30 protein-coding genes and 2 tRNA genes are annotated in these 25532 nt (G+C 59.4%); 21 read left to right on the top strand and 11 right to left on the bottom strand.

What is annotated here, in order from left to right; translation table 11 throughout:
* Positions 1-72 precede the first annotated feature (72 nt).
* Positions 73-357, bottom strand: coding sequence for a hypothetical protein (locus NRB16_RS07840; protein ID WP_257105886.1), 285 nt, complete (start codon positions 355-357; stop codon positions 73-75).
* 95 nt (positions 358-452) lie between these two features.
* Here NRB16_RS07840 and NRB16_RS07835 point away from each other — a divergent pair, with 95 nt between their 5' ends.
* Positions 453-1310: a phosphoadenosine phosphosulfate reductase family protein gene (locus tag NRB16_RS07835; RefSeq protein ID WP_257105885.1), complete on the top strand. Its 858-nt coding sequence runs from the start codon at positions 453-455 to the stop codon at positions 1308-1310.
* Between the two features lie 31 nt (positions 1311-1341).
* Here NRB16_RS07835 and NRB16_RS07830 read toward each other — a convergent pair whose 3' ends face one another.
* Positions 1342-2007: a hypothetical protein gene (locus NRB16_RS07830; protein ID WP_257105884.1), complete on the bottom strand. Its 666-nt coding sequence runs from the start codon at positions 2005-2007 to the stop codon at positions 1342-1344.
* A gap of 115 nt (positions 2008-2122) precedes the next feature.
* Here NRB16_RS07830 and NRB16_RS07825 point away from each other — a divergent pair, with 115 nt between their 5' ends.
* The 11 genes from NRB16_RS07825 to NRB16_RS07775 all read left to right on the top strand — a co-directional run bounded on the left by NRB16_RS07825 (position 2123) and on the right by NRB16_RS07775 (position 9678).
* Complete coding sequence (locus NRB16_RS07825; protein WP_257105883.1) at positions 2123-4006, top strand: DNA cytosine methyltransferase; 1884 nt, start codon at positions 2123-2125, stop codon at positions 4004-4006.
* A 40-nt stretch (positions 4007-4046) separates the two neighbouring features.
* Complete coding sequence (locus NRB16_RS07820) at positions 4047-4454, top strand: hypothetical protein (RefSeq protein WP_257105882.1); 408 nt, start codon at positions 4047-4049, stop codon at positions 4452-4454.
* A 135-nt stretch (positions 4455-4589) separates the two neighbouring features.
* A complete protein-coding gene (locus NRB16_RS07815) occupies positions 4590-5549 on the top strand; it encodes a hypothetical protein (protein ID WP_257105881.1) in 960 nt (319 codons plus the stop codon).
* Positions 5546-5920 (top strand): LytTR family DNA-binding domain-containing protein, encoded by a 375-nt coding sequence (locus tag NRB16_RS07810; RefSeq protein ID WP_373568441.1) that lies wholly within the window; start codon positions 5546-5548, stop codon positions 5918-5920. Before NRB16_RS07815 ends, NRB16_RS07810 begins: the two co-directional genes overlap by 4 nt.
* 24 nt (positions 5921-5944) lie before the next feature.
* Positions 5945-6754, top strand: a complete 810-nt coding sequence (locus tag NRB16_RS07805; RefSeq protein ID WP_257105880.1) for a hypothetical protein — start codon at positions 5945-5947, stop codon at positions 6752-6754.
* A 139-nt stretch (positions 6755-6893) separates the two neighbouring features.
* On the top strand, positions 6894-7487 hold the full coding sequence (locus NRB16_RS07800) for a hypothetical protein (protein WP_257105879.1): 594 nt from the start codon (positions 6894-6896) through the stop codon (positions 7485-7487).
* On the top strand, positions 7484-7684 hold the full coding sequence (locus tag NRB16_RS07795; protein WP_257105878.1) for a hypothetical protein: 201 nt from the start codon (positions 7484-7486) through the stop codon (positions 7682-7684). Before NRB16_RS07800 ends, NRB16_RS07795 begins: the two co-directional genes overlap by 4 nt.
* Complete coding sequence (locus tag NRB16_RS07790) at positions 7681-7989, top strand: hypothetical protein (RefSeq protein WP_257105877.1); 309 nt, start codon at positions 7681-7683, stop codon at positions 7987-7989. The genes NRB16_RS07795 and NRB16_RS07790 overlap by 4 nt, the downstream gene beginning before the upstream one ends.
* A 70-nt stretch (positions 7990-8059) precedes the next feature.
* Positions 8060-8311, top strand: coding sequence for an AlpA family transcriptional regulator (locus tag NRB16_RS07785; RefSeq protein WP_257105876.1), 252 nt, complete (start codon positions 8060-8062; stop codon positions 8309-8311).
* Between the two features lie 50 nt (positions 8312-8361).
* Entirely contained in the window at positions 8362-8598 is a 237-nt protein-coding gene (locus NRB16_RS07780; RefSeq protein WP_257105875.1) for a DUF4224 domain-containing protein, read from the top strand.
* A 3-nt stretch (positions 8599-8601) separates the two neighbouring features.
* Entirely contained in the window at positions 8602-9678 is a 1077-nt protein-coding gene (locus tag NRB16_RS07775) for an integrase (RefSeq protein WP_257105874.1), read from the top strand.
* Positions 9679-9772: 94 nt separating this feature from the next.
* Here the strand turns inward: NRB16_RS07775 and NRB16_RS07770 are convergent.
* From NRB16_RS07770 to NRB16_RS07745, 6 genes are all read right to left on the bottom strand, one after another.
* A tRNA-Cys gene (locus NRB16_RS07770) sits at positions 9773-9846 on the bottom strand.
* Between the two features lie 46 nt (positions 9847-9892).
* Positions 9893-9968, bottom strand: a tRNA-Gly gene (locus NRB16_RS07765).
* Between the two features lie 64 nt (positions 9969-10032).
* Positions 10033-10593: a CDP-diacylglycerol--glycerol-3-phosphate 3-phosphatidyltransferase gene (gene pgsA, locus NRB16_RS07760; RefSeq protein ID WP_045490524.1), complete on the bottom strand. Its 561-nt coding sequence runs from the start codon at positions 10591-10593 to the stop codon at positions 10033-10035.
* 32 nt (positions 10594-10625) lie between these two features.
* Positions 10626-12449 carry an excinuclease ABC subunit UvrC gene (gene uvrC, locus NRB16_RS07755; protein WP_257105873.1) on the bottom strand — a complete coding sequence of 608 codons (1824 nt, stop codon included), beginning with the start codon at positions 12447-12449 and terminating at the stop codon, positions 10626-10628.
* A 2-nt stretch (positions 12450-12451) separates the two neighbouring features.
* A complete protein-coding gene (gene uvrY / locus NRB16_RS07750; protein WP_045490520.1) occupies positions 12452-13096 on the bottom strand; it encodes a UvrY/SirA/GacA family response regulator transcription factor in 645 nt (214 codons plus the stop codon).
* Between the two features lie 334 nt (positions 13097-13430).
* On the bottom strand, positions 13431-13826 hold the full coding sequence (locus NRB16_RS07745) for a helix-turn-helix domain-containing protein (protein WP_045494646.1): 396 nt from the start codon (positions 13824-13826) through the stop codon (positions 13431-13433).
* 82 nt (positions 13827-13908) lie between these two features.
* Between NRB16_RS07745 and NRB16_RS07740 the strand changes: the two genes are divergently transcribed.
* The 7 genes from NRB16_RS07740 to NRB16_RS07710 all read left to right on the top strand — a co-directional run bounded on the left by NRB16_RS07740 (position 13909) and on the right by NRB16_RS07710 (position 22078).
* Positions 13909-14139, top strand: coding sequence for a DNA-binding protein (locus NRB16_RS07740; protein WP_084710044.1), 231 nt, complete (start codon positions 13909-13911; stop codon positions 14137-14139).
* A gap of 704 nt (positions 14140-14843) precedes the next feature.
* Entirely contained in the window at positions 14844-15926 is a 1083-nt protein-coding gene (locus tag NRB16_RS07735; RefSeq protein WP_257105872.1) for a 3-deoxy-7-phosphoheptulonate synthase, read from the top strand.
* A gap of 190 nt (positions 15927-16116) precedes the next feature.
* The gene (locus NRB16_RS07730) at positions 16117-16398 is read left to right on the top strand and encodes a peptidylprolyl isomerase (protein WP_039589523.1); all 282 of its coding nucleotides are present in this window, start codon (positions 16117-16119) and stop codon (positions 16396-16398) included.
* Between the two features lie 145 nt (positions 16399-16543).
* A complete protein-coding gene (locus tag NRB16_RS07725; RefSeq protein ID WP_253139789.1) occupies positions 16544-18412 on the top strand; it encodes an extracellular solute-binding protein in 1869 nt (622 codons plus the stop codon).
* On the top strand, positions 18413-19477 hold the full coding sequence (locus NRB16_RS07720) for a microcin C ABC transporter permease YejB (RefSeq protein WP_045490517.1): 1065 nt from the start codon (positions 18413-18415) through the stop codon (positions 19475-19477).
* Positions 19477-20499, top strand: a complete 1023-nt coding sequence (locus tag NRB16_RS07715; protein WP_045490516.1) for an ABC transporter permease — start codon at positions 19477-19479, stop codon at positions 20497-20499. Before NRB16_RS07720 ends, NRB16_RS07715 begins: the two co-directional genes overlap by 1 nt.
* 1 nt (position 20500) lies before the next feature.
* The gene (locus NRB16_RS07710; protein WP_045490514.1) at positions 20501-22078 is read left to right on the top strand and encodes an ABC transporter ATP-binding protein; all 1578 of its coding nucleotides are present in this window, start codon (positions 20501-20503) and stop codon (positions 22076-22078) included.
* Between the two features lie 13 nt (positions 22079-22091).
* Here NRB16_RS07710 and NRB16_RS07705 read toward each other — a convergent pair whose 3' ends face one another.
* The gene (locus NRB16_RS07705; RefSeq protein WP_257105871.1) at positions 22092-22997 is read right to left on the bottom strand and encodes a LysR family transcriptional regulator; all 906 of its coding nucleotides are present in this window, start codon (positions 22995-22997) and stop codon (positions 22092-22094) included.
* 98 nt (positions 22998-23095) lie between these two features.
* Here NRB16_RS07705 and NRB16_RS07700 point away from each other — a divergent pair, with 98 nt between their 5' ends.
* Positions 23096-23584 (top strand): DMT family transporter, encoded by a 489-nt coding sequence (locus NRB16_RS07700; protein ID WP_257105870.1) that lies wholly within the window; start codon positions 23096-23098, stop codon positions 23582-23584.
* Positions 23585-23601: 17 nt separating this feature from the next.
* Here NRB16_RS07700 and NRB16_RS07695 read toward each other — a convergent pair whose 3' ends face one another.
* Complete coding sequence (locus NRB16_RS07695; RefSeq protein ID WP_045490511.1) at positions 23602-24780, bottom strand: PilT/PilU family type 4a pilus ATPase; 1179 nt, start codon at positions 24778-24780, stop codon at positions 23602-23604.
* Between the two features lie 96 nt (positions 24781-24876).
* Between NRB16_RS07695 and NRB16_RS07690 the strand changes: the two genes are divergently transcribed.
* Positions 24877-25152, top strand: coding sequence for a peptidylprolyl isomerase (locus tag NRB16_RS07690; protein WP_045490510.1), 276 nt, complete (start codon positions 24877-24879; stop codon positions 25150-25152).
* An 8-nt stretch (positions 25153-25160) separates the two neighbouring features.
* Here the strand turns inward: NRB16_RS07690 and NRB16_RS07685 are convergent, their stop codons facing one another.
* Positions 25161-25508 carry a 2-oxoacid ferredoxin oxidoreductase gene (locus NRB16_RS07685; protein ID WP_257105869.1) on the bottom strand — a complete coding sequence of 116 codons (348 nt, stop codon included), beginning with the start codon at positions 25506-25508 and terminating at the stop codon, positions 25161-25163.
* Between the last annotated feature and the right edge of the window lie 24 nt (positions 25509-25532).

Raw genomic sequence — 25532 nt, 5'->3', positions numbered from 1 at the left:
TAAACCTTGTAACCCCCGGCAGATCGACGCCTACAAGACCAGATAAAGTACACCACGTTAAAAATTAAAAATTCAGGCCAATAGAATCCGCCGAACTATCTCCCGCATAGGGACGTTAACGCACCATTGATTATTCGTTGCAGCCTTAATGATTGGGTTGGCATACTTCTTGGTCGGTTCACATTTTAGAATTTCAGGATACATTCTACCCAGCTTAACTGCGCATAGATTCTTTTTACTTTTACAACGAATGTAGGTCGCATCTACTGATTTAATGTGGTATGCCCACTCTGGCTCATCGGCCATACGCGCCGCAATGGCAAACGCCCGATCTACAAATTCCTTCTCGCTAAGCATGACCAGCCCTCTCCTTGATTAAGGCGCAGAGCATGCTTGAGCCATACCCAATTGTCACGCCAGCCCGGCAATGCCGAAGGCTGCTTGGAGTATTTATGAATCCCTACCGCCTGCGCGGGAAAACCGTCCTGAGCTTTTCGGGCGGGCGCACCAGCGCGTACATGCTCCGCCAGGTGCTGGATGCCAACGAGGATCGTAGCGACCTGCTGGTGCTATTCGCCAACACCGGCAAAGAGCACCCAGCCACGCTGGAATTCGTCCGCGCATGCGCGGAAAACTGGGATGTTCCGATCGACTGGGTTGAGTACCGCGATGCCGAGCTAGGATTCGCGGTTGTCGACTTCGACACCTGCAGCCGGAATGGCGAGCCGTTTGAGGCAGTAATCCGCAAGCGCAAGTATCTGCCCAACCCTGTCACTCGATTCTGCACGGTAGAACTGAAAATCAGAACCATGCATCGCTATCTCAAGCACATCGGCTGGACAAACGAAGATGGCGAATGGGATCAGATGGTCGGCCTGCGGGCCGATGAGCAGCGCCGGGTCAGCAAGATACGCGCTCGTGGCACCAGCACCGAGACACGGAAAGAGCAGATGTTGATGCCGCTGGCTGATGCCGGCGTATCAGTACATGACGTGGGTGCGTTTTGGCTGGCTCAGCCGTTTAATCTGGAGCTGCCCACGGTCAATGGCCGAACACTTGAAGGTAACTGCGATCTCTGCTTCCTCAAGCCGATGAACCAGGTCTATTCGATCATCGCCACCGACCGCGCCAAAGGCGAGTGGTGGGCAGCGATGGAGGCTGGCACCGAATCCACCGGCATGTTCGCGGGCGACGGCGCCCGCTTCCGCAAAGACCGCCCCAGCTACCAGCAGATGATCGACTACGCCGAGTTGCAGTACGACCTGTTTGCCGAGGTCGACGAAGGCATTGAGTGCTTCTGCGGCGATTGAGCAGTTTCAGCCCACTGAAAATCGGCTGTAGCTATTCTGGCTGGGCGTATTTACCGAATAAAACGTTTGCCATGTCACATAACTGTGACCTTGCGTTGTCGATCAACTTTAGGCGTTCACTTCCCTTTACATAGTAGTCTGCATATTCGCCTTTAGGCTCTTCTATCAACATGGCGCAATGGATTGTATAAGACATTACCTCTGACTCTCCATAGCTAACTTGATTCATGAACTCCCAATACTTCTTAGAAAGAAGCTCAAGTTCATTAGGGGCAAGGTGGTGCGCGATAACCGAGAAAGCCCTTTCTAGTGAGCTCCTATTCTCGCCCCAAGCCTTCCGATAACTCTCGATTTCGTTGTGAAACCAGTAATCAGTTTCTCTGTTCGCCCAAGCATATTCTATCAAATTATAGCCATAGGATACGTACCAGTAGCCGTTCCAACTTCCTTGGCACGCGCCATGAAAATCTCGGATTGCTCTGTATTTTTCTGCGTGAGCAAACTGGCCTTTCCAGCCGCTAAGCGCTGAAACAGCCACCGAAGCTGCGATTACTGTCGCGGTCGCTCCAAGGATTTCGAACAAATCATGGATATTGGCGACCTTAAAAAAATCTGGACCTCCGCTGATTTTCCCCCAGATGACGCCGGCTCCGAAAAGCGCCACACACCCACCCCAAATCACCCAATCCCTTTTCATTACAAGCTCCAATAGTTTTCCGCGGATTGTACTTGGGTCGGCTGCAGCTTTCCCATTCCTTAATTACACCTACAACCACACGCCGGCCCGGCTATGCCCGGCTGATGGAGCACCTATGTCCGCATTTCAGTCAGCGCCCTCACTGGGCCTCCCCTTCGAGCAAGAGCTCGTCGTCGACCTGTTCGCAGGTGGCGGCGGTGCCAGTACCGGCATTGCCCGCGCCTACCGCGAGCCGGACGTGGCCGTAAACCACAACCCAATTGCTCTGGCAGTGCACCGCGCCAATCACCCGGGGACGGATCACTACGTGGCTGACGTGTTCGAGGTTGATCCGATCCTGGCAACCAAGGGTCAGCCGGTCGGCGTTCTGTGGGCATCGCCAGATTGCCGGCATCACAGCAAGGCCAAAGGCGGCGCGCCGCGAGATCGGAAAGTGCGCGGCCTGGCCTGGATCGTCGTGCGCTGGGCATATGCAACAAAGCCCCGGATGATGTTCCTGGAAAACGTCGAAGAGTTCTGCAAGTGGGGGCCGGTTGACGATGACGGGCAGCCGATCAAGGCTGAAGAAGGCCGGACTTTCCGGGCATTCATCTCGGCACTCAGTACCGGTCTGCTGGCCGATCACCCTGATATGCCTGAGATTCTGGCTTCTATCGGTGGGTTCGTGCCAGTTGCAGCACTGGTGCGCGGCCTGGGATACAAGGTCGAGTGGCGGGAGCGGATCGCGGCAAATGCCGGCGCTCCAACCATCCGCAAGCGTTTGTATCTGGTAGCTCGCAACGACGGAAAGCCAATCGTCTGGCCGGCACCCACTCGCCACAAGAGCCCTGCTGCCGGCCAGAAGCCTTGGCGCACTGCCGCAGAGTGCATCGACTGGAGCAACGTCGGCAAGACGATTTTCCGTGACAAGCCCATGGCTGCAAACACCCTGCGCCGGGTAGCCAAAGGCCTCTGGCGCCACGTACTGACCAGCGCGAAGCCCTTCATCGTGCCGATGCGCGGCACCTCGGCTTCGCATACCAGTACCCATGGCGTCGATGAATCCCTATCGACGATCAGCGCCAACGGCACCCATCACGCACTCGTACAGCCGGCGGCCGCGCCATTCTTGACCGAGTGCGCCAATGCTTCTATCCAGCGTAATTTCAGCGTCGAAGAGCCGCTGCGCACCCAGGTCGCCCAAGTCAAAGGCGGGCACTTCGCGCTTGTGGCCGGCCACCTGACTGCGTTCGGCCAGAATGCCATCGGCGGCAGCCTGGGAGATCCACTGCAAACCGTGATGGCCGGGGCTACACGCCATGGGCTGGTCGCGGCAAATATGGTCACGCTGCGCAAGGGGTCGATTGGCTCCGGAGTCGATCAGCCTCTGAGCACGCTCACCGCAAGCTCCGGCCATCACGCCGTGTCGGCCGCCTTCTTCGAGCAGGCCAACGGCGGCTTTTATGACGGTGATGGGCGACCAGCCGATGCACCTCTTTCGACCATCTGCCAGTCAGGTTCGAACCAGCGCTTGGTGTCGGCCTACCTGGTGAAGTACTACGGCAGCGAGCGGGACGGCATATCACTGGCGGAGCCCATGCACACCCTCCCGACCAAGGATCGAATCGCGGTAGTCGAAACAGTTCAGGTGCCGGATACGCTGACTCCTGAACAGATGGCCGGCGCCCGCCGCTGCGCCGCTTTCATGCACGAGCATCTGCCAGAGCACTTCAAAGAGCCCGCCGAAATCGTGCTCGTCAACGGTTACGCGCTGGTCGACATCACCCTGCGCATGCTCCAGCCGCCAGAGCTCAAGCGCGCCCAAGGCTTTGATGAGGATTACATCATTGACCGCGGCCTGTTCGTTGACCCGGAGACCGGCGCCGAAGAATGGCGGCCGGTGAACAAGACCGACAGCGTGCGGCTGATCGGCAACAGCGTCTGTCCCGATGAAGCCGAAGCACTTGTGGCTGCCAATGCCGCTGACCTGATCAACCTCTACCGTCGCCTGGCCGCGTAGCGGCTCCCCTCACCGGCCGAATCGGCCCGGAGAATCCTTTATGAACCCTATCGCCCAGCAGGCCTTGGCCAATGCTCGCATGGTGATGACCTCGGTGCCGTGCGCCGGGGCTTGCCGTCCTATCGCAACAAAACCCGCAACACCCGCAACAAAACAGCCGGTTTATGCAACACCGGCCCCTGTTTATGCATCAACCCCGCCTGTTTATGCACCACCAGCCGGCCAACTCGACCGTTTCCATGTGATGCGCGGTCGCCAGGCTGCCATCGAGTTCATCGAATCGTGCCCGGCCCAGTTGCTGGCCACCTGGGGCGTAGCGGATCTGATACGGCGCATGGAGGCCTCACTGGCCAACAAGCCCGCCAGCTTCGCCTACGGCTTCAACCAGGTGCTGGACCTGCTGCGGGTCGAGCAGCTCAAGGTCGCCGCAAAACCTCAGGCCCTATGAGGCCGCCACGTAAACCCCAGATGCGCCTGGCCCTGTCGCCGATCTGTGATCAGTGCGGCAAGGCGCGGGCGCACGGTGACCACACAAAATGCAGCCGGCAGCGCCAGGCTGAGCACCAGTTTCGGGAGAAAGAGCATGAACAAGCCAACCGGTAAATTGGCAATGGCGTACGCGACCATTGCAAAGATGGAGGCTCGGATCAATGAGTTGGAGGCCCCACCCGCTGCCGCTCTTGCTGCGCCTGTGCAGCATAGTCCCGTGCTGACTGGCGAGTTCCTGACCGAGATCCATGACGCTGTTGCTGATGAAGACCCGGTGAGTGATTCCAGCGTCTGCAATGGCGATGTTCTCAAGCTCGTTCAGGCCGTCCGCACGTTGCAGATCCAGCAGTTGACTGGTCCAGATTCGGCGCCAGCATCAGTTGGTGAGCTAGATCCGTTCGGTTTCGTTCACCGCGTTGATGGCGAGCCGTTAATCAAGCTCAACGGCGACCCTCGCATCAAGGACGGGATGCCCGTCTATGGCGCGGATGAAGTCGCCAGACTCCAGGCTGAGGTCGAGCGGCTGCGCACAGACAGTCAACGTCTCGACTTCATTCTACTCAAGTGCCGAAAAGTCGTCGTCGAGCGCGTTCCAGGCGGCTCACAGGTCTACGTCGAAGAAGGCTTTATGTCTGACAAGACATACCCTTCTATCGATGTTGCTGGCGAATGGAAAAATGATTCCGCCGAGGCCTTGCAGGTTCGCCGTCGCGCTATCGACGCAGCGCTGCCCAAGGGCAAATGCTGCGTAGCCACTCCAGAGGAACAGGCTCTGCTGGCCAGCGGCGAATACACACCGGAAGAGCTGTGGGGCGGCAGCAGCCCATCATGCCCGGAGTGCCACGGCCAGAAGGCTGTACCGGGTACCAGCCAAGAACCGGGCAAGCCCTGCGCCGCCGAGTGGCAAGGGCATCAGTGCAGCGCCCCGCGAGCCCAAGGCAGCCTGTTCTGCCCTCAACACCGCAGCGTAGATGGTCGCCAGAGCATGGGCGGCGATCCCCTCACCAACGAACAGCTTGCCCACATGATGCAGCGCGATGGAGAAATCCAATGACCGTAGCCAATTCTGACGAGGTGCTCGACCCTGGCTTTGTCCAAGCCCGCCACGGCCGCGCGGTGATCAAGATCCCGATCGAGCAAATCACCCACTTCAAAGCCGCCGAGAAGTACGTGACGGCCCACCACGCCGGTGGCGAACTTCTGCTGGCAACCCCGCTGATCGAGATCGAAGCCTTGTACGGCCAGCGCCTGGTGCGGATTCACCGCAACGCCTTGGTTGCGCGGGATCGGCTGGAACTGTTCCGCAGCCCCTGCAACCTCCGCATGACCCCGGCGCAGGTCACCCTGACAGACGTTCTCGTCCCGCTGGACGTGTCGCGGCGGCACATGCCCGCAGTACGCAAGGCGGTCAACTCGAAGTCGTAAGAACCCTGCTGCAAGGACACCCCAATGCGCGAAGAACTGAAACCTATCGCCAAGGAGGCTGAGCTGTGCGCGGTCTTCATGGATTCAATGAATAAGGTGCCGGGCTGGCAGTGCTACCCAGAAGCGGCTGGGTTTGACGTGCTGGCCGTGCATGAAAGCGGCCGGCAGATCGGCGTCGAAGCCAAGCTGGCGCTGAACGCCAAGGTGGCCGACCAGATCCTGCCCAAAGACCACGAGTTCTTCTACGGCAGCCCCGGCCCTGATCACCGGCTGGTCATCGTGCCTAAGCTCACCGACGCCAGCTACGGCATATCCCGGCTGCTCCACATGGTGGGCATTCCAGTGTTGGTGCCGAGCCACCGGTACCGGAATGCCAATACCTGGGGCTGGGAGTTCGACCTGAAGTTCGACTGCAACCTGGGTACCGGCTGGCATCACTACACCAGCAGCGAGCGCCTGCACCTGTTCGACTGGAACCCGCCGATACGGTGCCGCGTGCCGATGGCGGTGGGCACACACCAGGCCGGCGTGCCCTCGCCCGTCAGCCTCACACCCTGGAAAGAGGCGGCCTTGAAGGTGATCGCTCTCCTGCGCAAGCAGGGTTTCGTCACCGCCAAGCACATTCAAGAGCACGGCATCAGCCCTACAGCCTGGACCCGACCCAACGGCAGCAAGCCGAGTTGGCTGGCCAGGGGCGCCATACGCGGCACCTGGGTAGAGAGCGAACACCTGCCGCCCTTCGACAAACAACACCCCGAGGCCTATGCAATGGTCGTCGCAGCGCTGCAGACGTCGGCGGTACCGGTCAACCACCAACTGGAGATCTTGGCATGAGCAAGGTTCATATGTGGAGCAGGCTATCAATGCTCGGTCGCATCAAGACCAAGTGCGGACGCAAAGTCAAAGCAACCGAATTCTCGAATGACCCAGCCAAAGTCACCTGCGCGGCCTGCTTGAAGAAGATGGTGAAGCCATGAAAGAACATCCGATTTTGTTCAGTGGCCCGATGGTTCAGGCCATTCTGGCTGGCCAGAAAACGGTGACGCGGCGCGCCGTGAAGCCCTCACTGGCGAGCCAGTTTGACGAGCCTCGCGGGCCTGACGATATTGCCGCCGGTTACCCTTTTGTCGAAACCAAAGCAGGTATGTCGGTGCCGGCAGCCTTGCTTTGCCCGCACGGACAGCCGGGTGATCGGCTTTGGGTACGTGAGGCCTGGGCCGAAATTAACGTTGCCCAGGCACCGGGTGAGAAGTGGATCGTCTACCGCGAGTGTGACAACCGCACTGATTACGGCGGCCCATGGAAACCGAGCATTCACATGAGGCGTCGTGACAGCCGCATCCTGCTGGAGGTCACGGCGGTGCGCGTCGAGCGCCTGCAGGACATCAACGAGCAGCAGGCGCTAGCCGAGGGTGTGATGCTCGCCGAGCGCGATATCGACCCGGGCGGCAACGACCTTTCGGCTTTGGAGCTGTTTGGCGGCTTGTGGGTGATGCTCAACGGCATGGAAAGCTGGAATTCCAACCCGTGGGTCTGGGTCGTCGAGTTCAAGCGAGTGACACCATGACCCGCCTCAATATCCTGTTGGCCCTGTTGGTCGCCCTGATACTGGGCGTTGCCGTTGGCCAGGCGGTGCGACCAGTACCGCCGCCGTCCTGGCAGCCGACCAGCATGCGCCACCTATCTCCCCATGAACTGCCGAGCCGGCCAATGCCTGCACTGGTGCCGGCCGTGGCTCAAGCCATCGAGAGGTACGTGCTGTGAACCGGGCCGACGCCAACCGCATCGCCGAAACCGTGACCCGTGAGCAGCTGGCCGCCATGTTCGCCCGGGCCCGCGCCGAAATCACCGACTGGACAAAGGCCAGCCCAAACAACCCGGCAGTAACCCTTGGCTGGACCTGGAACCTGATGTGGCCGGTGTTCAAGAACAGTGAGCGCCTGAGGCTCCCGATCATCCGGAGCATGGTCCGGGCTTTCGGCGATTACCTAGACGACGATCTCAAACCACCGAAAAAGCCGCGACGCCAGTTGCCGGTACCGGCTCATCAAGATCCGGTCTTCGACTGATCCAGTTCGACCCGGAATCTGTCCACCTTCCTTTATATACCTGCTGCCTTGCGCGGCCTGGAGCACCCCCATGAATACCGAAAACATCGATACCCGCGATATGCCCGACGAGATCGAGTTCATCAAGCTGCCTGAGGTACTGCGCCTGACCGGCGTGGGCACCACCAAGCTCTACGACATGGTCAAGACCGGCGTCTTCCCCGCCCAGGTGAAGCTGGGCGAGCGCTCCGTGGCCTGGATCAAGGCTGAAGTTCTGGAGTGGAACCGCGACCGTGTGGCCCTGGCGCGCAAGCAAGCCCTGTCCCACGCGCTCGCCTCCTGAACAACTGAATGTCCACACCCGCCGCCTCTACGGGCGGCCTGGAGATGATCATGGAAATCCAAACCGAAACTCTGGACGAAGAAGAAATAGCAGCAATCACCGGCTACCAGATGCCCAGTAAGCAGATCGCTTGGCTGGCACGCAACGGTTGGCAATACGCGCTTACCGGAGCACGCCGGCCAGTAGTGGGCCGGGTGTACGCCCGCCTGAAACTCGCAGGGGTCAAGCCGAGTGCTACGAACGCAGTCGCGGAGACCTGGACACTAGACCTATCGCGCGTGGGGTAATTGATGCGCAGCAAGAAGGGAGCGAACCGAGACCTGCCGCCGCGAATGCTGCGGCGGGTTCGGACATTGAAAAGCGGCAAGGTTTGGGTGGGCTATTACTACGACGGGAGGGATGAAGGCGGCAAACGCAAGGAGATACCGCTGGGCACGGACCTCAACGAAGCCCGGGTTGAGTGGGCGCGACTTGAGCGCACCAGCCTACCGAAGGCAGCCTGCCTGATGGGCGAGGTGTTTGACCGATACCGCGACGCGATCATCCCCACCAAAGCGCCGCGGACCCAGCGGGACAACCTCAAGGAACTGGAGATATTGAGAAAGGCCTTCGGGGAGGCGCCAATAGATTCCATCACAACCCCCATCGTTGCCCAGTACCGCGACGCCCGGACGGCCAAGGTGCGGGCCAATAGGGAGATTGCCCTGCTCTCTCATGTTTTCACAATCGCTCGGGAATGGGGCCTGACAGAGAAGGCCAACCCGTGCTTTGGACTGCGTCGGAACAAGGAAAAGCCTCGGGACTTTTATGCCACAGAGGGCGTCTGGAATGCAGTTTACAAACACGCTGTCCCGGAACTACGTGATGCAATGGACCTGGCATATCTGTGCGGCCAGCGGCCCGCTGACACACTTAAGGCCAGCGCTACAGACATTGTCGGCGGCTTCCTTGAGTTCAGGCAGGGGAAAACCGACAAGAAGTTGCGTATTCGGCTCTACATCGGCGAGGAACCCACCAGTCTTGGCAAGTTCGTTGAAGGGCTCCTTGAGCGCAGGCGCATTGCAGGTATTCGCGGCACGCGCTTGATCACAAACGCCTCCGGAATGCGGATGAGCTTACCCATGCTCACGAACAGATGGAATGAAGCGCGGGAGCAGGCAATTACCGAGGCAGTACTCCAAGGTGATCAGGACCTGGCCGCAAAGATTCGAGAGTTCAGGTTTATGGACATAAGGCCGCGAGCTGCGTCAGATATAGAGGATGTTGGCCAGGCTGCGAAGTTGCTCGGGCACTCATCTGAAAAGATCACCAAACAGGTATATCGACGCCGTGGCGAGGTGGTCAATCCGACCGAAACAACCGACTAGTTGCGGAAACGATACCCATAGATGCGGAAATGATCCACCTTTCTCAGCACAACAAAAAAGCCCCGTAGACGTTAATCTACGGGGCTTTCGAATGTGGAGGCCGAGGTCGGAATCGAACCGGCGTTAACGGATTTGCAATCCGCTGCATAACCATTTTGCTACTCGGCCTCAAAACGCTTGACGCTGCACTTAACAACATCTTGCGCAATCAAATTGGAGCGGGAAACGAGACTCGAACTCGCGACCCCGACCTTGGCAAGGTCGTGCTCTACCAACTGAGCTATTCCCGCGTCATTTGATGTGCGCCATTCTATACATTCAAATCTATCCGTCAACCCCTTGATTCTAAAAAACTTATTTTTTATCTACAGTGGTTTTCAAATGAGGCCATGCGGCCTTGAGGTATTGGATCATCGACCACAGGGTCAAGCCAGCGGCAACCAGCAGCAGCGCGTAGCCCGTGACCACCCAGAAGCTGAGTTGCACCGGATTGGCCAGCAGGATCACCAGGGCGAGCATCTGCGCGGCGGTTTTCCATTTGCCCATGTTCGATACCGCCACCTGAGCGCGGGCACCGATCTCGGCCATCCATTCGCGCAGTGCGGAAATGACGATCTCTCGGCCGATGATGACCATCGCTGGCAGGGTAAGCCAGAAGTTGGCATGAGTCTGCACCAGCATAACCAGCGCCACCGCGACCATGAGTTTGTCTGCCACCGGATCGAGAAAGGCCCCAAACGGAGTGCTTTGCTGCAGTTTGCGCGCCAGATAACCGTCCAGCCAGTCAGTAGCGGCCGCGAACGCAAACACCACGCTAGCCGCTGCGTAGCTCCAGTGATAAGGCACATAGAACAACAGAATGAAGATCGGAATCAGGAGAACGCGTAAAACGGTGATCAGATTAGGGATATTCATCGGCACAACTGGCTACGAGGTGAGCGGGCATTCTACTCGCTATGCAGGTTCGCATAAATCGACTCTGCAAGCTTTTTACTGATACCGGGTGCTTTGGCGATTTCTTCGATGCTGGCGCGCGACAACTCCTGCAAGCCGCCAAAGTGCTTGAGCAAGTCGCGGCGCCGGGTAGGCCCCACGCCCGCCACGCCTTCCAGGGTCGAGGTACGCCGGGTCTTGCCGCGACGTGCCCGGTGGCCGGTGATCGCGAACCGGTGCGCTTCGTCGCGGATCTGCTGAATCAGGTGCAAGGCCGGCGAGTCGCCAGGCAAGGTAAACTCATGGTTAACATCGTTGAGGTACAAGGTCTCGAAACCGGCCTTGCGGGTCACGCCCTTGGCCACCCCCAGCAAGATGAGGTCAGGCACCGCCAACTCATTGAGAACGTCGCGGGCCATATTCAACTGCCCCTTGCCACCATCCACCAGCAGGATGTCCGGCAACTTGCCCTCGCCGTCCTTGATCTTGCTGAAGCGCCGCGTCAGTGCCTGGTGCATGGCCGCATAGTCATCGCCTGCAGTGACGCCTTCGATGTTGTAGCGCCGATAATCGGATTTGATCGGCCCTTCCGGGCCGAACACCACACATGAGGCCACCGTGGCTTCGCCGCTGGAGTGGCTGATGTCGTAGCATTCAAGGCGCTGCGGTGGCTCATCAAGTTTGAGTTCACGAGCCAGCGCTTCAAAACGCGACGCCACATGTTGCCGGCTGGCCAACCTGGCGCCGAGGGCCTGCTCGGCATTGGTGACCGCCAACTGCTGCCAGCGCGCCCGGGTGCCTCGCACCCGATGACTAATGGTCAGCTCACGACCGCGCAATTCATGAATCGCATCGATCAGGCTCGCAAAGTCGTCGTTGATCACGTTGACGATAACCTCGCCGGGCAGCTCACGATCAACACCCCCCAGGAAATACTGGGCGAGGAACGCCGACATCACTTCGCCGACCTCTTCTTCTATACCCACCTGAGGGAAGAAATTCTTGCTGCCCAGCACTCGTCCGCCGCGCACGCTGATCAAATGAACGCATGCACCGCCCGGATTGACGAAGGCAGCGACCACATCCACATCGCCGGTGCCGCCTTCCATGCTCTGTTGGTCCTGGACACGCCGTAACAGGGAAACCTGATCGCGAAGCTCGGCCGCGCGCTCAAACTCCAGCGCCATGGCTGCGTGCTCCATCGCCGCATTGAGTTCATCACTCAGAGCGTTGCTGCGCCCTTCAAGGAACATCACCGAATGGCGCACGTCCTCAGCGTAAACTTCAGGCTCGACCAGGCCGACACAGGGCGCTTTGCAGCGTTTTATCTGGTACTGCAGGCAAGGCCGGGTGCGGTTGCGGTAGTAGCTGTCCTCGCACTGACGCACAAGGAAGGTCTTCTGCAACAGGCTGAGGCTTTCGCGAATGGCCCCGGCGCTGGGATAAGGCCCGAAATAACGCCCTTTGGCCCTCTTCGCTCCACGATGAATGCTCAGCCGCGGGAAGGCACCGTCCGAAAGAAACACATACGGGTAGGATTTGTCGTCGCGCAGCAGGATGTTATAGGGCGGCCGACTCTCTTTGATGAGGGTCTGTTCCAACAGCAGCGCTTCGGTTTCATTGGCAGTGATGGTAGTTTCGATCTGCGCGATTCGCGCCACCAGCGCACCGGTCTTGGGCGCATGGCCAGTCTTGCGAAAGTAGCTGGCCAGACGCTTCTTGAGGTTCTTGGCCTTGCCGACATAGAGCAGCAGCCCCTGTTCATCGAACATCCGGTAGACACCGGGTCGGCCACTGCAAGTGGCCAGAAAAGCACTGTGATCAAAGGTTTCAGTCATGTTCAGGCGCTGGCATCGACCATGCCGTGACGAACCGCCAGCAGTGCCAGTTCGACATCACTGCTGATCGAAAGCTTCTCGAAAATACGATAACGGTAGGTGTTGACGGTTTTCGGCGACAAGCACAGTTTGTCCGAAATAGTCTGGACCTTCTGACAGCCAACGATCATCAAGGCGATCTGGATTTCTCGTTCGGACAACAGATCGAACGGCGAGTTACTCTGCTCGGGCTGAAACGACTTGAGCGCCAGTTGCTGAGCGATCTGCGGGCTGATGTATCGCTGACCGGCAAACACCATGCGAATGGCCTGGACCATTTCGGTCAGGCCGGCGCCCTTGGTCATATAACCTGCCGCCCCGGCTTGCAGCAGTCGGGTCGGAAACGGATCTTCCTCACAGGCGGTCACCGCCACGACTTTCATGTCGGGGTGGCTGCGCAACAACTTGCGGGTGGCTTCAAGGCCACCAATACCCGGCATTTTGACGTCCATAAGCACGACATCAGGTTTGAGTTCACGGGCTTTCTTCAGGGATTCTTCGCCACAATCGGCCTGACCGATGACCTGCAGGCCATCGATGTCGGCGAGCATGCGGGTTATGCCTGTGCGCACGAGATCGTGGTCGTCGACAACTAGCACCTTAATCAAGGAGACACCTCGCGAAACAGTCATAGCAATGCGTGTCACGATAACAAAAACAGGGAGCCAGACCTAGGGTCTTTGAACTCGTCACACAGTGTCGAGCGCCGCCCTGAAGCTCAGAGAACCGCGACCTAGCAGCCCTCAATGACTGCTATAGCATGATTCGCAAGGCAATGCCCAAGATCCCATGGCCAATACGGGTAATTCAATCAGGCACGCCCCCGGTTTCTGACTCAATGCTGTTGGGTGGACAGCGTTAACCACACGCTATCACTCATAGAATTCAGTGCCAGAAAAAAATGTGCGCCGACTCACAAATATACCCAAAGGACGACCGCCATCAGCTCTCTTCAACTGATGACTCATCGCTGATGGACGGGCTGGAAAAGAGCTTGCTGCCTATCAATGACGACGCGGACAGTTCCGCCATGCTGGTAGTCAACCGCCGGATCGCGTCCTGATCCTCCTTGTGCAGGGTCCTGTAGCTGCCCAGCACTTTTTCTTCGGCCAGGCTGAGATTATCGAGCGGGATTGGCGTAGCTTTTCCTGTGAGCACGTACAATACGTCAACCCCTTTGGCAGAGACCGCAGCCAGGTAATCGGCCTTGGGAGCACGATCACCGCTTTCATACTTGCCTTGGGCATTGGCTTCCACGCCACCGATTTCCCCGAAAGCTCGCTGAGACAAGCCCAGACGCTCGCGTTCTTTTCTTAGACGGTATCCAATTCCACTCATTTGAATGCGCAACCCTGTTGACCCCATTCTAACGAATGGTAAAATCCTGACAAAATTAAACTGATTTGAACGGTTTTAAACTATGCCCGTAATCCGCACTGCTGCACAAGCCAAGGCTTGGCTCGATCAACAGGGAAAATCCGTTCAACAATTTGCTCGTGAAAACAACGTGGATGCTGCAACGACCTATCAGGTTTTAGCCGGCCGCAAGAAAGGTCGCCGTGGCGAAGCCCATAAAGTGGCGGTTTTGCTGGGCATGAAGGTCGGGACCATCTCCACGCCGGAGAACCCGCCAGCCTCTGACGTTGTTTGACAGCACTGCTGAGCGGCCAAGGTAAAGAATAGTTCTGTCCACCGTTGCAGGTTTGATCTGAGTGATCAAATCGCCTTTTCTGACAATTCGCGTCGGCACCTCCCCCGATAAAATTCTGCCTCAACCGCTGGTGACTTGCTCCCCCCTAAAAAACCGATTTGACTTGAGCAACGCAATCAATCGCAAGACGGGTAGTTTTTAAAAACTGCCTGAAGTATGCTCGGCAACATTCCACGGAGACATCATATGTCGCTTACCCTCACCCTCCAATGTGTTCGCCCTGCCGGCCTTGAGTGCCAGGTAGCGACGCATGCTGGCGAAAGGGTTTTGGCCAATGCCTGTCTGCCGGTCGATTTTTATTATGGGTATTGGTTTAGCCACAGGCGCTGATACCCCTACATCGGCGCCCTGACTCACGGGACGCCCACCAGAGAATTCTCAACCCCCGGTCGGCTCCCCGACCGGGGGTTTTGTTTTTAAGCACCTTTAACGACGCACAACAGATTTCCAGAGGACACAGCACATGACCCACTTCACCGATTACTGCAACTACGTCTACGCCTGGCGATTTACCAGCCTCCGTTCGGGACAGCCTGCCGCCTCCGTCCGGTCACTGCCTGGTGGCAATTTGTCTATTACACAACCTTGTCGAACACCCCTATAGGGCGTGAGCGGGAAAAAACCGCCGCCCAGGAAGCCAGAACATGAACGCGCCTGCCACTCTGAAAAACACCGAACTGTCGTCCAGCACCGTCACCTGTCTGGACCCTGCATCCCATCCGCAAAGACTGCCGACCACCGTCGAGCTCAAACAGCGCCTGCCGTTGAATGCCTCCCTGACCAGTCAGGTCGCAGCGCATCGACGCGCCATTCGCGCGATTCTCGATGGCAGCGACTCCCGCCTGCTGGTGGTGGTCGGCCCCTGTTCATTACACGACCCACAATCAGCACTTGAATACGCAGCGCGGCTGGCCGAGCTGGCCAGTGAAGTCAGCGACCAAATGCTGCTGGTGATGCGTGCCTACATCGAAAAGCCTCGCACCACCGTCGGCTGGAAAGGCCTGGCCTACGATCCGCATCTGGATGGCAGTGATGACATGGCGAGCGGACTGAGCCTGTCACGGCAACTGATGCGTGACATGCTCGAACTGGGCCTGCCTGTCGCGACTGAAGTACTGCAGCCAATGGCGGCCGGTTACTTCGATGACGTGTTGAGCTGGGTGGCGATCGGCGCCCGTACGACTGAATCGCAGATCCATCGAGAAATGGCCAGCGGCCTGGGCATCCCGGTCGGCTTCAAGAACGGCACCGATGGCGGCGTCGCCGTGGCTTGCGACGCCATGCGTTCGGCGGCTCACCCGCACCGGCATTTCGGCATGGACCGGCACGGACATCCGGCCATTATCGAGACGGCAGGCAACCTCGACACCCATATCGTGCTGCGCGGCGGCCACCACGGCCCCAACTACAGCGCCGAACAGGTCGCCAAGGTCAGTGCCGCGCTTGATAAACAACAGGCCAACCCGCGGATCATGGTCGATTGCAGCCATGCCAACAGCGGCAAAGACCCGGCCCGTCAGCCATTGGTGTTCAACGATGTGCTGGAGCAGCGCCTGCAGGGCAACACCGCGCTGATGGGCATGATGATCGAAAGCCATCTGTTCGACGGCTGCCAGGCTCTGGGGCCTTCATTGAAATACGGGGTATCGGTGACCGATGCATGCTTGGGCTGGTCCGGCACCGAGGCGCTGCTGCGCGGCGCGGTTGAGCGGCTGCGCTACCGCTGAGCCATCACCTCAGCGCGAACATCGGCCTTGGCCGGGACCGCGTCGCTGCGTTCCCCGGCCGAAGCCGGTCTACGCGCTATTGCCGGGCCGGTCAGCGCCGCACGGCATTAGCCAAGGGTCATGAACTTAATCAGGCAGCGCCCTTCACATTACGGTAGGCTTGGTATTTTTCAACAGGAGTACTGTTCCCATGGCAAAAGCCACTGCCCGCCACATCCTGGTTTCCAGCGAAGAGAAGTGCAACGAACTGAAAGCCCAGATCGAAGGCGGCGCTGATTTCGCGGAAATCGCCAAGGCCAATTCAAGCTGCCCGTCGAGCCGTCAGGGCGGTGACCTGGGCTCGTTCGGTCCAGGCCAGATGGTCAAGGAGTTCGACACCGTGGTATTCAGCGCCCCGATCAACGTGGTACAGGGTCCGGTCAAGACCCAGTTCGGCTACCACCTGCTGGAAGTGACCAGCCGTCAGGACTGATCCTGCGCAGTTGATTCTGGTAAACGGCCCATCCTGATGATGGGCCGTTTGCATTCTAACGAGCCGAAACTTGTAGCTTTGGCCCTTGGCGCTGTAGCGCTTTCCCTGTAGAACGACACAACAGTTTCTGGCTTGTGGTTCGCTCATGGGTTTGCTTCGTTTATCACTGTTTGCCGCATCACTGGCCCTACTGAGCACCGTGCAATCAACGTGGGCTGCGCCGCAGCATGCACTGACCGTTTATGGTGAAGCGCCGCGTTACCCAGCGGGCTTCCTGCACTTCGATTACGTTAACCCCGATGCCCCCAAAGGCGGCAGTATGCGACGCTCGGCGCAGGAAATCGGCCAGTTCGATCATTTGATCCCGTATGTCGACAAAGGCATGGGCGTCGAGCAGGTCGACAAGTTGCTGTATGCGCCGCTGGCCGTGCGCTCGCTGGATGAACCCTTCACCGTCTATGGTCTGGTAGCACGACAAATGGAACGCAGTGCCGACGGGCTATCGCTGCGCTTCTATATTGACCCTGATGCCCGCTTCGCCGACGGCACGCCGATCACTGCCAATGACGTGAAGTACACCTTCGAGTTGTTCATGAGCAAAGGCAAGCTCGATTACCGGACCCGCTTTGAGGCGGTCAAGGGGGTGCAAGTCGAGTCACCCGGCCAAGTGCGTTTCGATTTCAGCAACAACGAAAGCCGTACCCTGCCACTGGAACTGGCGTCGCTGCCGGTACTGCCCGAACATTGGTGGAAGACCCGCGACTTTGCTGGCGGCGCCGGCTTTGAAGTGCCGCCCGGCAGTGGGCCGTACAAGATCGGCAAGGTCGATGCAGGGCGCAGCATTACGTTCGAGCGCGACCCGCAGTGGTGGGGACGTGACAAGCCGGTCAGTCGCGGCCTGTACAACTTCGATTCGTTTCGCATCGAGTATTTCGGCGACACCGATGTGGCGCGTCAGGTATTGCTCGGCGGCGGTTACGATTACAACCGTGAATACTCCGCCACCGGCTACACCATTCGCTATAACGGCCAGGCCTTGAGTGAGGGTCGCCTGCAAAAGGCGCATCTGGCCAGCGACGCGATCCAGAACTCCCAGGGGTTTGTTTTCAACCTGGATCGACCGATGTTCCAGGACCGGCGAGTGCGTCAGGCACTGGCCATGCTGTGGGATTTCGAATGGACCAATCGGCAGATGATGCGCAACATGTACATCCGCCAGAGCAGCTACTTTTCCAACTCGCCCCTGGCGGCCACTCAACTGCCCTCGCCTCGCGAGCTGGAAATTCTTGAGCCGTTGCGCGGCCAGGTGCCTGATGAAGTATTCACTCAGGTATTCCAGCCACCGCGCACCGATGGCAGCGGCCTGATCCGCGACAAACAACTGCAGGCCCTGAGTTTGCTCAAGCAGGCGGGCTGGGAGCCGAAGGGCGACCAACTGGTCAATGCCCAGGGCGAGCCGCTGAGTTTCACGTTTCTCAACGCCCAATCAGGGATGGAGCGCCTGCTGCTGCCTTACAAGCGTACCCTGGCGCAGATCGGCATCCGCTTCGAGATCCGCCGCATCGACGCCGCGCAGTACCTGAACCGAGTCATGGCCCGCGACTATGACATGATTGTGATCGGCTATACCGTGAGCAACTCGCCGGGAATGGAGCTGTACAACAGCTTTGGCTCCAAGGTGGCCCGCGATGCTGGCTCCAGCAACTACATGGTGCTGCAGAACCCGGCGGTAGACAGCCTGATCGATGGCCTGGTCAAGGCCACCACCCAGGCTGACATGAGCGCTTATGCCCGCAGCCTGGACCGGGTATTGCAGTGGGGCTACTACTGGATTCCCAACTACTATCCGCCCGGCAGCTCTACAGTGTGGTGGAACCGCTTCGGCATTCCCAAAATCCAGGCGCGTAACAGCGAAGCCATTGAAACCTGGTGGGAAGTCAGCCCTACGGCGCTGACCGACGAGGAATTCGCCGCACGACGTGGTGCTTCGGCGCTGGTCAAGGAGATGCAGTAAATGCCGGGCTATATCCTGCGTCGCCTGCTGCTGATCATCCCGACCCTGCTGTGCATCCTGCTGGTCAATTTTTTCATTGTCCAAGCCGCACCGGGCGGGCCGGTGGAGCAAACCATCGCACGCCTGCAAGGGGTTGGCGGCGGCAGTGTGGGCAGCACCTCGGTCGAATCGGTGCACAGCGGCCAATCCCGCGCCTCCCGGGGGCTGGACCCGAAGCTGATCGAGGAAATCGAGCGCCAGTATGGCTTTGACAAACCGCTGCATGAGCGGCTGTGGCTGATGCTGGGTCACTATGCCCGGCTGGATTTCGGCAACAGCTTCTTTCGCGGAGCCTCAGTCACTGAACTGATCATGCAGAAGTTGCCGGTGTCATTGTCGCTAGGACTGTGGGCGACCCTGCTGACCTATCTAGTGTCGATCCCGCTGGGGATTCGCAAGGCGGTCAGGCACGGCAGCCACTTCGATGTCTGGAGCAGCACGCTGATCATCATCGGCTACGCCCTACCGGCCTTTCTGGTCGCCATGCTGTTGGTGGTGCTGTTCTGCGGCGGCACCGCGCTGCACTGGTTTCCGGTGCGCGGGCTGGTCTCGGAGAACTTCGCCGAGCTATCGCTGACCGGCAAGATCGCCGACTACTTCTGGCACCTGGCGCTGCCGGTCACGTCGCTGGTGATCGGCGGTTTTGCCGCCCTGACCCTGTTGACCAAGAACGCCTTTCTCAACGAAGTCACCCGCCAGTATGTGACCACCGCCAGAGCCAAAGGCATGAGCGAACGGCGCGTGCTGTATGGCCATGTATTTCGCAATGCCATGTTGCTGGTGGTGGCCGGCATCCCGCAGGCGCTGATCACGGTGTTTTTTTCCGGCGCGCTGCTGATCGAAGTCATTTTCTCGCTTGATGGCCTGGGCCGCATGAGCTACGAGGCGGCGGTGGCGCGCGATTATCCGGTGGTGTTCGGCACGCTGTTCATCTTCACCCTGTTTGGCCTGCTGATCAAACTGGCCGGTGATATCTGCTACACCTTGGTCGATCCGCGCATCGACTTCAGTGCGAGGACTGTCTGATGCAGCGCCTGTCCCCTGTGGCCCGACGCCGGCTGGCGCGGTTTCGCGCCAACCGTCGCGGCTGGTGGTCGCTGTGGCTGTTCTGCGGGCTGTTCATGCTGACCCTGGGCGGCGAACTGATTGCCAACGACAAGCCGCTGGTGCTCAGCTATAAAGGCTCGCTGTATTTCCCGGTATTCAAGCGTTATACCGAGCAGGCATTTGGCGGCGAGTTGCCGTTTCAGCCTGATTACCGCAGCCAGTACGTGCAACAACAAATCGCCAAGGGCGACGGCTGGATGCTGTTCCCGCCCATCCCGTTCGGCGCCGACACACCCAATTATGACCTGAGCGTTCCGGCCCCAAGCCCACCGTCAGCGCAGAACTGGCTGGGCACCGATGATCAGTCGCGCGACGTATTGGCCAGGGTGATCTTTGGTGCCCGGATTTCGATCCTGTTCGCCTTGGCGCTGACCCTGATCAGCGCGGTGATTGGCATCGCTGCCGGCGCGCTGCAAGGCTATTACGGGGGCTGGACCGACCTGATAGGCCAGCGTCTGCAGGAGGTCTGGTCAGGCTTGCCGGTGCTTTACCTGCTGATCATTCTGTCCGGTTTCGTCGAGCCGGGCTTCTGGTGGCTGCTGGGAATCATGGCGCTGTTTTCCTGGCTGGCGCTGGTGGATGTGGTGCGGGCCGAGTTCTTGCGTGGGCGCAAGCTGGAATATGTGAAGGCCGCCCGCGCCCTGGGGCTCAGCGACCGGCGAGTGATCGTGCGGCATATCCTGCCCAACGCCATGAGCGCCACCCTGAGTTACCTGCCGTTCATTCTTACCGGCGCCATCACCACCCTCACGGCCCTGGACTTTCTCGGTTTCGGCATGCCGGCCGGCAGTGCATCGCTGGGCGAACTGATTGCCCAGAGCAAAACCAACCTGCAAGCACCCTGGCTGGGGCTGACCGCTTTCTTTGCTCTGGCGCTAATCCTCAGCTTGCTGGTGTTCATTGGCGAAGCGCTACGCGATGCCTTCGACCCGAGGTCTTGATATGCCGGATAATCTGATCGAAATCCGCGACCTGAACATCGCCTTTAACGGCCAGCCAGCGGTGTATAACCTCAGTCTGGATATACGCCCCGGCGAGTGTCTGGCGCTGGTTGGAGAGTCCGGTTCGGGCAAGTCGGTCACTGCCCATTCAATCCTGCAATTGCTGCCGCAAGCCGACACCCAGTGCAGCGGCAGCATTCGCTACCGTGGTCAGCAGTTGCTGGGCGCTGACGCAAAAACCCTGCGCCAGTTGCGCGGCAACCGCATCGCAATGATCTTCCAGGAGCCGATGACATCTCTCAACCCGTTGCACACCGTAGCCAAACAGATTGGCGAAACCCTGCTGCTGCACCGCGGCATCAGCGGACGCGAGGCGCAGCAGAGGATCGTTGAGCTACTGGAACTGGTCGGCATCCGCGAGCCGCAGAAACGCCTCAAGGCCTATCCGCATGAGCTGTCCGGCGGGCAGCGTCAGCGGGTGATGATTGCCATGGCGCTGGCCTGTGAACCGGAGCTGCTGATTGCCGATGAGCCCACCACCGCGCTGGACGTCACTGTCCAGCGCAAGATCCTGCTGCTGCTCAAAGACCTGCAGCAACGCCTGAACATGTCGCTGCTGCTGATCAGCCATGACCTGAACCTGGTCCACAGCGTGGCCCAGCGGGTGTGCGTGATGCAGGCCGGGCAAATTGTCGAACACAATGAATGCCAGAGCCTGTTCAAACAGCCGCAGCACCCTTATAGCCGCCTGTTGCTGGACGCCGAGCCGGCAGGTTTACCCGTCACCCGCCCCGCTCGCGAACCATTGCTGGAGGTCGAAAACCTGCGCGTGTGGTTCTCGCTGGCCGGCGGCTGGTTCGGCCGTCATAAGGAATACCTCAAGGCCGTGGACGACATCAGCCTGAGCGTCGAACGCGGCAAGACCCTGGGCATCGTGGGCGAATCCGGCTCAGGCAAGTCCACCCTCGGCCAGGCTATTTTGCGCCTGCTCGACTCCAGCGGCACGATCCGCTTTCGCGGCCAGGCCCTGGATGGCATGAGCCATAAACAGATGCGGCCGTGGCGCAAGCAAATGCAGGTGGTGTTTCAAGACCCTTACGGCAGCCTCAGCCCGCGCCTGTCAGTGGCGCAGATCATTGCTGAAGGCCTTCAAGCCCACACCCAACTCGACCCTGAGCAGTGCGACCAGCAGGTGATCCGGGCCTTGCAGGAAGTGGGGATCGACCCGGCCAGCCGGCATCGTTACCCTCATGAGTTTTCCGGTGGCCAGCGCCAACGCATCGCCATCGCCCGCGCGTTGGTGCTCAAGCCAGCGTTCATTCTGCTCGACGAGCCGACTTCGGCACTGGATCGCACAGTCCAGAAGCAGGTGGTGAGCCTGTTGCGTGACCTGCAAGAAAAACATGACCTCACCTATCTGTTCATCAGCCACGACCTGAGCGTGGTCCGCGCGCTGGCCCACGACGTGCTGGTGCTCAAAGATGGGCGCGTGGTGGAGTACGGCAGCAGTGAAACGCTGTTCAATGCCCCACAACACCCCTATACCCGCGAGCTACTGGCGGCCGCGCACACCGGATAAGCGGGTCTGGCGATTAACGGGCGGCATGAACCATGAGTAGCTGTCGCAGCCAGCCGTGAGCCTGATCGCCATCCCGGCGTCGATGCCAGATCAACGAGAAGTCAAAGGGCTCGATGCACAGCGGCGGCTCGAAGATGCATAACCGTGGGTCGCGGGCGACGGCGTCCAGGCTGCGCCGGGCCACGGTCAGAATCAGATCGGTGCCGGCAATCAAATCGCTTGCCACGCCCCAATGCGGCAGTTGCACAGCAATCTGCCGCTGATGACCGGCGCGAGCCAGTGCCTGATCGACCTCGTTATCGGCTGTTGATCGCATCGCCAGCATCACGTGAGGTCGAGCCAGCCAGTCAGGCAGGCTCAACGCACTGCATGCCGGCACTGTCGAAGCGTCGGCCAGGCAGGCAAAATGCTCGCGAAACAGTGTGTGGCGATGTACCTCAGAGGGTGCGTGATCAGCGAAGACGCCAAGCGCCATGTCGACCTGGCCCTCCATCACATCAGCCAGCATTGCCTCACGACTGGACTGACTGATCCGTAGCTCGACGCCGGGGGCAGCAGCGCGCAACTCCGGCACCAGCCCAGGCAACACCACCCGCGCACCGTAATCCGACATCGCCAGGCGAAACACCCGCTGGGTACTGGACGGATCGAACTGCGGCGTATCAAGCAACGTGCCGAGCTGGCCCAATGCCTCGGTCAGCGGCTGAAACAGCTCCGCAGCACGGGAGGTCAGTTCCAGCTTGCCACCGCGCCGGACCAGCAACGGGTCATCGAACAACTGGCGCAAGTGAGCCAGAGCATGACTGACCGCAGGCTGGCTCTTGTGCAAGCGTACGGCGGCGCGAGAAATATGCTTCTCGATCAACAGCGCGTGCAGGGTCACCAGCAGGTTCAGATCAATACGTCGCAGATTATTCACCACAAGAATGAACCCTATCCTGAATTCGAATTTCCATTCATCTTACTAATTAATCAAGATTCTGCTCCGACACAAGCTGGATTAACCAGGAGACGAGCATGAATGGTTCGCTGTCATTGACCGCAGCACTGCTGGCCACCACTGCGTTGGCCGCAGGTGCGCTAGTACCCTTTCAGGCTGGCAGCAATGCCGCACTAGGCCGCGCACTGGGCCATCCACTGTGGGCGACGGTCGGGTCTTTATTGATCAGCCTGTTGGTCATCGTGCCAGCGCTGCTCGCCGCGCGACCACCCTTGCCCGCCTTGAGCCAGGCCGCGGCGCTACCACTTTGGGCATGGTTGGGCGGTGTGGCCGGGGTCGTCTACATCACCTGCGCCCTGCTGCTGACACCTCGCCTGGGGGCAACCGGCTTCATTGCCTGCGTGATCGCCGGGCAGATGCTCAGCTCGCTGCTGATCGACCATTTCGGCCTGATGGGCTTAGCCGTCAAGGAGGCGAACGTCGGGCGCCTGGCCGGTATCGTTGTGATGTTTGTCGGTGTGCTGCTGGTGCAGTGGTTCACGGTGTCGGCCCCGCCCGCTGGTTGAAACAGGGCCTTGCTCGCTCAGGACTGAGTCGTGCCGGGTTCGTCGTCATCCTCCACCAGGCCCCACTGAGTCATGCTCGGGCTGGCGACCCCCACCGGCGCCGCTGGTGCTGCGGTCGGCGCGGCAGTCACGCCGCCCTCACCATGCAACTTGAGACGCAAGCGCACATTGTTCTTCGAGTCAGCATGCTTGATGGCTTCTTCTTCGCTGATCGCACCCTCCACCACCAGATTGAACAATGCCGAATCGAAGGTCTGCATGCCCAGGTTGCCGGACTTCTCCATGATGCTTTTCAGCTCGGTCAACTCGTTACGCTGAATCAAGTCGCGGATGGTCGGTGAGCCCATCATCACCTCGACCGCCGCGCGCCGCTTGCCGTCCGGGGTGCGCACCAGACGCTGGGAAACGAACGCTTTGAGGTTATTGCCCAAGTCATGCAGCAGTTGCGCACGGCGCTCTTCAGGGAAAAAGTTGATGATCCGGTCCAGCGCCTGGTTGGCGTTGTTGGCGTGCAAGGTCGAAATGGCCAGATGCCCGGTGTCAGCGAACGCCAGCGCATGCTCCATGGTTTCCCGGTCGCGGATCTCGCCGATCAGGATCACATCCGGTGCCTGGCGCAGGGTGTTCTTCAGCGCGTTATGAAAACTGCGGGTATCGACCCCGACCTCACGCTGGTTGATGATCGACTTCTTGTGCCGGTGAATGAATTCCACCGGGTCTTCGATGGTGATGATATGCCCGCTGGCATTGCGGTTGCGATAATCGATCAGTGCCGCCAAAGACGTCGATTTACCTGAACCGGTGGCACCGACAAATAGCACCAGCCCATGCTTTTCCATCACCACATCAAGCAGCACTGGCGGCAGGTGCAGGTCTTCGAATTTCGGGATATCCAGCTTGATATTGCGCGCCACGATCGACACTTCGTTGCGCTGCTTGAAGATATTGATCCGAAACCGCCCGACCCCGGCCAGGGACACGGCCAGGTTCATTTCCAACTCACGCTCGAAGGCGGTTTTCTGCTCGTCATCCATGATCGCATCAGCGACCTTGGCCACTTCACCGGGCTTGAGCGTTTCAGTACCCAATGGCCGCAACACACCGTTGAACTTGGCGCAGGGTGGCGCGCCAGTAGACAGATAAAGGTCCGAACCGTCCTGAGTGGCCAGCGTCTTGAGTAATGCCTGAAAATCCATAATCGACACCGCAGGGGTAAAAAAGTAAGGCCGCTACACTGCTGAGCGTAGTAGACAGGCATAATGACAGCCTTTTGCGACAGGTAGCAGCGCCTCATGAAAGCCCAAGCCCGCCACATCCTGGTCAAGACCGCCGAAGAAGCCGAGCGCTTGAAACTGCAGTTGGCCAAGGGCGAAGCCTTCGATGTATTGGCCCGCAAACACTCGATCTGCCCCTCTGGCAAACGCGGCGGCGATTTGGGCGAAGTGCGACCCGGCCAGATGGTCGGCGCCATTGACCAGATCATCTTCAAGAAGCCACTGCGCACCGTACACGGGCCGGTGAAAAGCAAGTTCGGCTATCACTTGGTGCAGGTGTTCTACCGCGACTGACTCAAGATTCAGAGGCAGGTGGCGATTGCCGCAGCCCGCAACGCAATCTGGTCGCCGCCCTTGTGTGCGTAAAAACGCACCTCACTGCCACCGCCCTTGCGCAGGACATCGGCAAAGTAACGGGTTTGGGTGGTAAATACCGTAAAGTTGCCGTCACCCTGGCGGTCCAGAAACACATCCGCCGAATCGCCGAACAGCTTGACGTCTTGCCAGGCGGCCTGGATGCACTGGGCCACCTCGGCGCTGGTTTTCTCGCTGGCCAGCGTTTTCAACGGCCCCTCGGAGCGCGCCGAATTCGACGGCGCGGCGCATCCGGCCAGCAGCACGGTCGCCATTATCAGAGTCGCGTATTTCATGACGAGCCCTTATCCCTGAAAAAC

It is taken from the genome of Pseudomonas sp. LJDD11 (assembly GCF_024584215.1).
Lineage (GTDB): Bacteria > Pseudomonadota > Gammaproteobacteria > Pseudomonadales > Pseudomonadaceae > Aquipseudomonas.
The sequence above is the reverse complement of the archived record's forward strand: the minus strand, read 5'-3'. Positions and strand labels throughout refer to the sequence as shown.